Here is a 7,302-nt window from a genome sequence, read left to right as displayed (position 1 = left end):
AGAAACCCGCCCAGCCGCACCTCCAGGGACCGCTCGCGTACACGCGGGTGCGAGCCCAACAGCCCGCCCACGCTCTCGTGGACGGCGGCCGAGGACTCGTACCGGTCCACGGCGTTCCCGGCCAGCTCGATCGCGGCGGCCTCGGGCAGGTCGCCCGGGTCCACCTCCTCCAGGGTGCTCGCGAACGCCTCCAGCCAGGCCGTCACCAGCTGGTACCGCGCCGCCAGGTCGCCGTCGAGCCCGCGCAGGTCCTCCTCGAAGGACGCGCGCGTGGTCTCCCTCGTGCTGTCGAGCGCCCGGTGGAACCGGTCCAGCAGCAGGCGGGCGCCCGCGCCGGACACGAAACCCCGCTCCCCGGGCGCCTCGGCGGCGATCTCCTCGAACAGGTACTCGCCCACCAGGTCCAGATCGACGTCCTGACAAAGCCCGGTGTCGGTCAGGAAACCGTCCACACCGGACGCCAGCTCGGCGCGCAGCCCGTCGATCGCCGCCGACCCGCGCATACCGAACACCGAGCGGGCCCGCGCCAGCGAGGCCGCCCGCGTCCGCCACGCCGACCGCTGCTCCTCGGCGGCGCCGAACGCCCAGAACAGCTGCGCCGCCGCACGAGCCGCGCCCGGGTACCGCAGCAGACCGGCGCCGGTGCGCAGCCGCAGCAGCGCCGACAGGATCCGCGCGGCGTCGTGATCGTGCACGCCCCGCTCGTACCCCTCGTCGTAGCGGGCCTCGGCGACACCGCGCACGACCGCCAGCAGCGACGCCCCGTCCCCGCCCCCCGAGTCCTCCGCGCCCTCCGCGTGCATCTCCGCCTGGCGCAGTCCCTCCAGCGACAGCCCGTCCGCGCCCTCCTCGGCCGCGGCCAGGATCGACGCGGCCAGGTACTCGGCCCGGTACACCTCCGGGCTCTCCGACACCAGCGACCGGTCCCACAGGTGCCGCGTCCGAGCGAGGTCCTCGTCGATGACCGGTGCGCGGAAGTCGGTGCCGGTGATCGCCACCGACATCTCCCCGCCGTGCGGGGTGAGGGTGAGGTCGATGGGCTGGGTGTTCACCGCGAAGCGGTGCCTGCCCAGCCGGATCGTCTCGCCGCCCGCGCCGCCCTCGAACAGGTCGGCGCGGTCCCGGAGGGCACGCCCCGCCTCCTGCCGGGCGGCCAGGACCCGTCCGTCCAGCTCCTCCGCGCGCACGGTGTCGCCGAGCTCGCGCATCTCCTCGGCGGTGCGGCGCAGCCGCGCCACCATCGCGTCCGACGCGAAGTAGGTGTTGACGTCCTCCAGCGTGGACAGCGTCGCGACCCGCCGGTGCACCCCCTCCAGCACGCGGGCGGCAGACGACGCCAGGCGGTCGGCCCGCCGCGCCCGCTCGTCCACCAGCGCCTGCTTGCGCGTGGAGAACGCCTCGTACACGTCCTCGCGCTTGTCCGCCAGCTCCCCGAGGAAGTCGTCGAACTCGGCGAACCGCGATTCCAGGTCCTCCAGCCGGAGCATGATCCGCCCCAGCTGGTCGTCGCACCGGTCGGGGGTGTCGGCGGCGGCCAGCGCGCCCGTGATCGCCTGCCCCAGCAACGCGAACTCGGCCGCGAACTCCGCCCTCCCCTCCAGGGCCAGCAGCTCCCCGCGCCGCGTCTCCAGCGTGGCGCGCGCCCGGTTGATCCCGGCCAGCACCTCGCTGACCCGTTCCAGGATGCGCGTGCGTACCCGGGCGTCGCCGATGTCCAGCGAACCGACGACCTCGGTGACCACCTGAAGGCCCTCGGTCTGCTCGGCGACGCGCTCGCCGACCGCGGCCGCCTCGCTGACCGCGTCGATGCCCTCCGCGTCCCCGACCAGCCGGTCCACCTCGTCGTGGTACCCGGCGAAGGCGTCGTCCCGCTCGAGGAAGGCCACCGTGCGGCGGCCGGTGGCGTCGATCTCCTCGGCGAGCCTGCCGTCCAGCGCCTCCAGGCGTTCGGTGTCCACGTAGCGCGTCTCGCGCAGCGTGGCCGCCCGCCCCTGGGCCCGGCGCAGTTCGGTCAGCCGCGCCACCCAGCCCTCCGCCGACCGCGGGGTCTCCCCGCGGGCCGTGCGGATGAGCGCGGTCGCCCTCTCCTCCGCCTCGGCCAGGGTGTCGGCGGCCTGCCGGGTCAGGGTCTGGACGGTTTCGAACTCCTCCAGCACCCGCGCCGCGGTCTCGCGCACCCGCGACAGCGGGGCCGCCAGGTCGCCCAGCTCCTCCTCACCCAGCCAGTGGAACCGGTCCGACACCCGGCGGCAGGCGGTGATGAGCGCCTCGAACACCTCGGTGGACGGCCGCATGTCCTCGACCATCCGCGTCACCGACAGGCACTCGGAGACGCCCCGCACCAGTTCGGCGTTGCCGATCCGCTCCAGCGGGCCGGTCCCCACGGGTTGCGCCGCCGCGTACACGTCGGACACGTACGGGGTCCGCCACACCTGCATCGGGTGCACGCGGGTCGGTTCACCCGAGTTGTCGCGGAACACCGTCATGGTGCCGTCGTCGAACAGCGAGTACCCGTGGCAGACGATCGGGGTGGCGACCTCCTTGCGGATGGTGTTGTACGGCAGCAGCAGGCTGCGGCCGTCCGCCCGGGAGTGGAAGACGTACAGCACGTCCTCGCCGTTGGGCGAGCGCACCACGCGCTCGAACTCCAGGTCGGTGACGTCGGTGTCGAACGTCCTCGCCACCCCGGTGGCCAGGTAGTAGCCGCCGGGGAAGATCAGCCCCTGGTCGTCGGGCAGGCGCTGGCAGGACNNGCCCCCGTCCAGGCGCTCGACCTCCTTGGTGCGCGTGTTGAAGACCAGGTACCGCCACGCGCTCTCGTTGTAGGGCAGGACGCGCAGCAGGATGAGCGCGCCCACCCGTGCGTAGTGCACCGCCGCGTCGGCCAGGCTCTGGAGCCGCTCGTCCACGGGCTCGCTGTAGACGCCCTCGCCGACCTCGGTGTTGTTCTCGACCTTGATGGTCAGGTCTCCGCCGACCGTCTCCACGAACAGCTCGTCGAGGATCGAGATGTGCGGATGGCGGCCCGCCACGTGGTCCTCGCGGGTGGTCTCCACCCAGGTGAAGTCGTGCGCGGGCGGGAACACGTGGTCGCGCTCCCCGCGGGAGTCGAGGTAGGCGATCTCGCCGGTGGGCGAGACCGACCACCGCAGCACGCGCACGTCCTCGGTGCTCGGTCCGGTCTGGAACACGGCCAGCAGCCGCTCCTCGACCCGGCGCAGCTGGAGCAGGTGCGCGTCACGGTAGTAGCGGTAGAGCTGGTCGAAGTCCTGCCGGAACCGCTCGTCGTCGAGCAGCCCGGGGACGGCCGCCCCGTCGGCGTCGGTGAAGGCGAAGCCGTCGCCGTCGTGTTCGTACCGGTGCAGCGAGAACACGTCGGGGACGTGGGTCCGCCGCTGCATGCCGATGAAGACGTTGTAGCCGAACAGGATCACGGCGCCGTCGGCGCCGCTTCCCACCGAACGCCCCACGCTCACGATGTCCCGGGGCACACAGTTGTGCTCGGTGCGGATGCGCTCGGTGCCGAGCAGGGTCAGTTCGGTGCCGCCGAACACCTCCAGGCGGCGTGCGTTCAGTTCGTCGGTCCGCCGGGCCAGCTCGCCGGTCTGCTCGCGCAGCCGGGCGCGGAGCACCTCGTAGGTGCCCGCGTCCAGCGAACGCGCGTCCCCGGCGTCCGGCCCGGTGTCGTCGTTGTCCTGGGACAGGGCCTCGGTCACGGAGGACTGCCTCACTGCTTGGTGGTGGCGAGTGCGGTGGCGGGCAGCTGGTCCACGCCCAGCGAACGGGCGGTGCCGAGCAGGCCGTTGAGCTTGTCGGCCTGCGGTCCGCCCGCGCCGATCAGCTTGAGCAGCAGCGCGGAGACGGTGAGGTTCCTGACGTCCTCGGTGTCCACGGACGCCAGCACCTCGCGCATGTCCCCGGCGAAGTCGCCCTCGCCGTTGAGCCAGTCGCCGCCCAGGGCCTGCACGGTCTGGGAGCTGCCGACGAAGCCGTCCACGGCCTTGCCCAGGCCGATGGAGTTGACCATGCGGTCGAAGAACGCGCCGTCGCCGCCGACGATGTTGATGTCGGCCTTCTCCAGGCCGGTGGCCAGCACGGTGGCCTGGGCCTCGGCGACCTGGCGGTGCACGTCGATCCCGGCCAGGCGGACCTCCTTCTCGGCCTCCAGCCGCAGGCGGTACTCCTCGTGCTCACGGCTGACCTGGTCGAGCGCGGCCATGGCCTCGGCCTTGTCGGTGAGACCGGCGGCCTCGGCGCGCAGCTTCTGCTCGACGGCCTCGGCGTCGACCCGGGCCCTCTCGCGGGCCACGGCGGTCTCGGCGCGACCGACCTTCTCCAGGGCGTCGGCGCTCTGCTGCTGGACCTGGACCTCGGCCAGACCGGCGGCCGCGGCCTCGGCCTGGACGCCCTCGGCCAGGCGGATCTTGGCGCGGGTGTCCAGCTCGGCGGCCTGCTGGCGGGCCTCGGCCAGGGTGAGCTCCTCGGCGGCCCGGTGCTTGGCGGCGGCCTCCGCCGCCTCGGCGGCCTTGATGTCCTTGACCAGGTTCTCCTGGGCCTCGGCCTCGGCCTGGATGATGACGGCCTGGCGGGTGCGCTCGGCCTCCTCGACGGCGCGCAGGCGCTTGATGGCCTCCTCCTGCTCGGCCACGGTGCGGTCCACGGCGACCCGCTCGCGGACGACGTCGGCGACCTCGCGCTTCTCGGCCTCGACCTCCTTGTCCTTGGCGATGCGGCTCAGCTCGGTCTCGCGCTCGCGCCCGATGACCTCCAGCACGCGGTCCTTCTCGATGCGCTCGCTCTCGATGGCGATGACGCGCTCGCGGTTCTTCTCGGCGACCGCGATCTCACGCCGCTGGTTCTCGTGCTGGACCCCCAGCGCCTCGGAGGTGCGGATGTTGGCGGTCTCGGCCTTGAGCCGCTCCTCGGCCTGCACGCGGGCGGTCTCGGCCTCCTCGCGGGCGCGGATGATCTCGATCTCGCGCTTGGCCTTGGCGGTGGACTCCTCGCGGCGCTTCTCCAGTTCGGCGAGGGTCTCGGCGGTCTCGGTGTTCTGCCGGTCGATCTCCTTGCGCCGGTCGTTCTCGAACTCGTTGGTGCGCTTGTGCTCGATCGCGGTGCGCTCGGTGATCTTGGAGATGCCCTGCGCGTCGAGGATGTTGTTGGCGTCGTGCTGGTGCAGCGGGGTCTGCTCCAGCTCGTCGATGGCCACGTCCTCCAGGATGTAGCCGTTGAGGTCGGTGCCGATCAGGGAGATGATCGCCTGGCGGAACTCCTCGCGCTGGGTGAACAGCTCCTCGAAGTCGAACTGCTTGCCGACCGTCTTGAGCGCCTCGGAGAACTTGGAGTTGAACAGCTCCTGGAGGGTGTCCTGGTCGCTGGCGCGCTCGGTGCCGATCGCCTTGGCGACCTTCTTGACGTCCTCGGCCGTCTCGTTGACGCGGACGTAGAAGTAGACCTTGATGTCCGCGCGGATGTTGTCCTTGCAGGTGAGCCCCTCGCGGCCGTGCCGTTCGAGGGTGAGGCTCTTGAGTGAGATGTCCATGATCTCGGCCTTGTGCAGGACCGGGAGGACGATCGCGCCGGTGAAGGTGACGTGGACGTCGCGGACCTTCGAGATGATCAGCGCCTTGCCCTGCTCGACCTTGCGGAAGAGCCGGGTGATCATCAGGATCAGGGCGACGAGGACGACGAGGCCGACGGCGATGGCGACACCGACGGTCAGGAAGGCCGCGTCCGCTGCCTCCTGGCCGCTCGTGGTAGCACTCAGCAACACGTGGGGGTCTCTTTCTGCGGTTGTGTGCGGAGGGGGAGGAGCGCGTCGGGGAGGGGTCGGCGGCGGGGGACCGGACCGGTGCGCTCAACGGATGGGACGGCGCCCGGGACCGAACGGTTCCACGTACCGGGTGGTCGGGAGGGGAGGCCCCGGAGAGGTGCGCGTCAGCTCTGGCCGGGGTCCAGCGCGGCGTCGAAGTGGGTGACCAGGAAGACGTCGTCCTCGGCGCTGTGGTCGAAGATCAGGGCGGTGCTGCCGACGGGCAGGACCTCGCCGCCGGTGGTGCGCACCGGGATGGAGATCGACGCGCCGCCCGCGGTGGTGATCTCGGCCTGTCCGAAGCCCTCGCTCGCCTCGCCGATACGGATCACGCAGGTGCGTCCGACCAGTTCGTGCTTGGAGTCGCCGCGGCGTTTGGGCAGGAACCGCTGCACCGACATGACCAGTCCGCTGGTGACGGCCCACGCGGCCACGAGCGCGATGACCAGGACCACGAGGCCCAGGGCGATCAGCAGGGGGGTGGAGGTGATGTCCAGAAGGCTGGTCATGATGCCTCCCATCATGCTCACGAACCAGGCGACACCGATCATCATGCTCAGCGCCACGGTGACCGGAACGCCCGCCCGTCGCCCGCCATCGCCCGTGGGGCGCTGCGCGCGGGACGGGTCACCGCCCTCAACGGACGCCTTCGGCGCGGTTCCCCCCAGGCCGACACGGCCCATGAGGGCGCTCAGCCCCACGGCGTCGCCGTCGGCGTCCACGCTGTCGAGGACCTCGGAGTCGGTGGCACCGGCCACCACGAGCAGCCAGTAGGCGACGACCACGATCAGCAGCGGGGTGAAGACGACCGTCGGAAAGCCGAAGGCCGTACTCAGGAAAAGTTCCATCCCCGTACTCCCTCACGCTGGGGTCAACACCGTTGACGGCGATCCGCTCAGGAACTCTACCGAACCCCCTGTTCCTGTACGCCCCCAGGTCCGTCGCTGACCGCTTGCGGCCGGGGAGGGGGGCCTGCCGGAACGGAAAGCCGCGGCCGGTAAACACCCGAGGTGGCGGAACCGTGACCGCCGGTCCATGGTCCGGAACCAGGTCCCCTTTCTCCGGGAAATCCTTCGCTCAGAGTAGTTGTTGCTCCACGGGCTGAAATCGTTTCCGGGTCAGTAAAAGCCCGTGCTCGGAAATGGTGAACACGTCGACGAAATCGCGTCGTCCGCCGTCGTTTCGTACGTAGGTCCCGACCACGGCCACGCTATCGTTCCCGGAGATGACGCGGTGCAGCTCGTGGTGGCCTCCCGCGGAGGGGGGCGGCGGGACGCGGTCGGACCGGGTGCGGGGCACCGCGCCCGCGCTGAGGGGATCCGATCCCGGATCCACGAGGGAGGCGTACCCCTCGGTGTCCCGCCGATCCAGGTACACGTAGGACAGGCGTACGTGGTCGACACCCAGAGCCACCGCGTGGGCGCTGGGTGCGACGGTCCGCCGCTCCTCAGGTGGATGTTCCATGGCCGTCCCGTGATCACTGCTGCCGG

Annotated in this window: 3 protein-coding genes and 1 pseudogene (1 of these 4 only partly in view); all 4 read right to left on the bottom strand. The window is 71.5% G+C overall.

Features of this window, described 5'->3' with window-relative positions:
• Nucleotides 1-3,716: pseudogene (locus tag D455_RS29180) on the bottom strand (DNA repair ATPase) (it extends 1,313 nt beyond the left edge of the window).
• A gap of 11 nt (nt 3,717-3,727) precedes the next feature.
• Nucleotides 3,728-5,773 (bottom strand): flotillin family protein, encoded by a 2,046-nt coding sequence (locus D455_RS0104375; RefSeq protein WP_017569549.1) that lies wholly within the window; start codon nt 5,771-5,773, stop codon nt 3,728-3,730.
• Nucleotides 5,774-5,937: 164 nt separating this feature from the next.
• Nucleotides 5,938-6,660 carry a hypothetical protein gene (locus D455_RS0104370; protein ID WP_017569548.1) on the bottom strand — a complete coding sequence of 241 codons (723 nt, stop codon included), beginning with the start codon at nt 6,658-6,660 and terminating at the stop codon, nt 5,938-5,940.
• 229 nt (nt 6,661-6,889) lie between these two features.
• The gene (locus D455_RS0104365; RefSeq protein ID WP_017569547.1) at nt 6,890-7,276 is read right to left on the bottom strand and encodes a hypothetical protein; all 387 of its coding nucleotides are present in this window, start codon (nt 7,274-7,276) and stop codon (nt 6,890-6,892) included.
• Between the last annotated feature and the right edge of the window lie 26 nt (nt 7,277-7,302).

This window comes from Nocardiopsis halotolerans DSM 44410 (assembly GCF_000341065.1).
Lineage (GTDB): Bacteria > Actinomycetota > Actinomycetes > Streptosporangiales > Streptosporangiaceae > Nocardiopsis > Nocardiopsis halotolerans.
This window is presented reverse-complemented; position numbering and strand designations above follow the sequence as displayed.

What these genes read in the sequence shown, in the direction of transcription:
- D455_RS0104370 (WP_017569548.1), bottom strand. Translation starts at nt 6,660, where the DNA reads ATGGAACTTTTCCTGAGTACGGCCTTCGGCTTTCCGACGGTCGTCTTC.
- D455_RS0104365 (WP_017569547.1), bottom strand. Translation starts at nt 7,276, where the DNA reads ATGGAACATCCACCTGAGGAGCGGCGGACCGTCGCACCCAGCGCCCAC.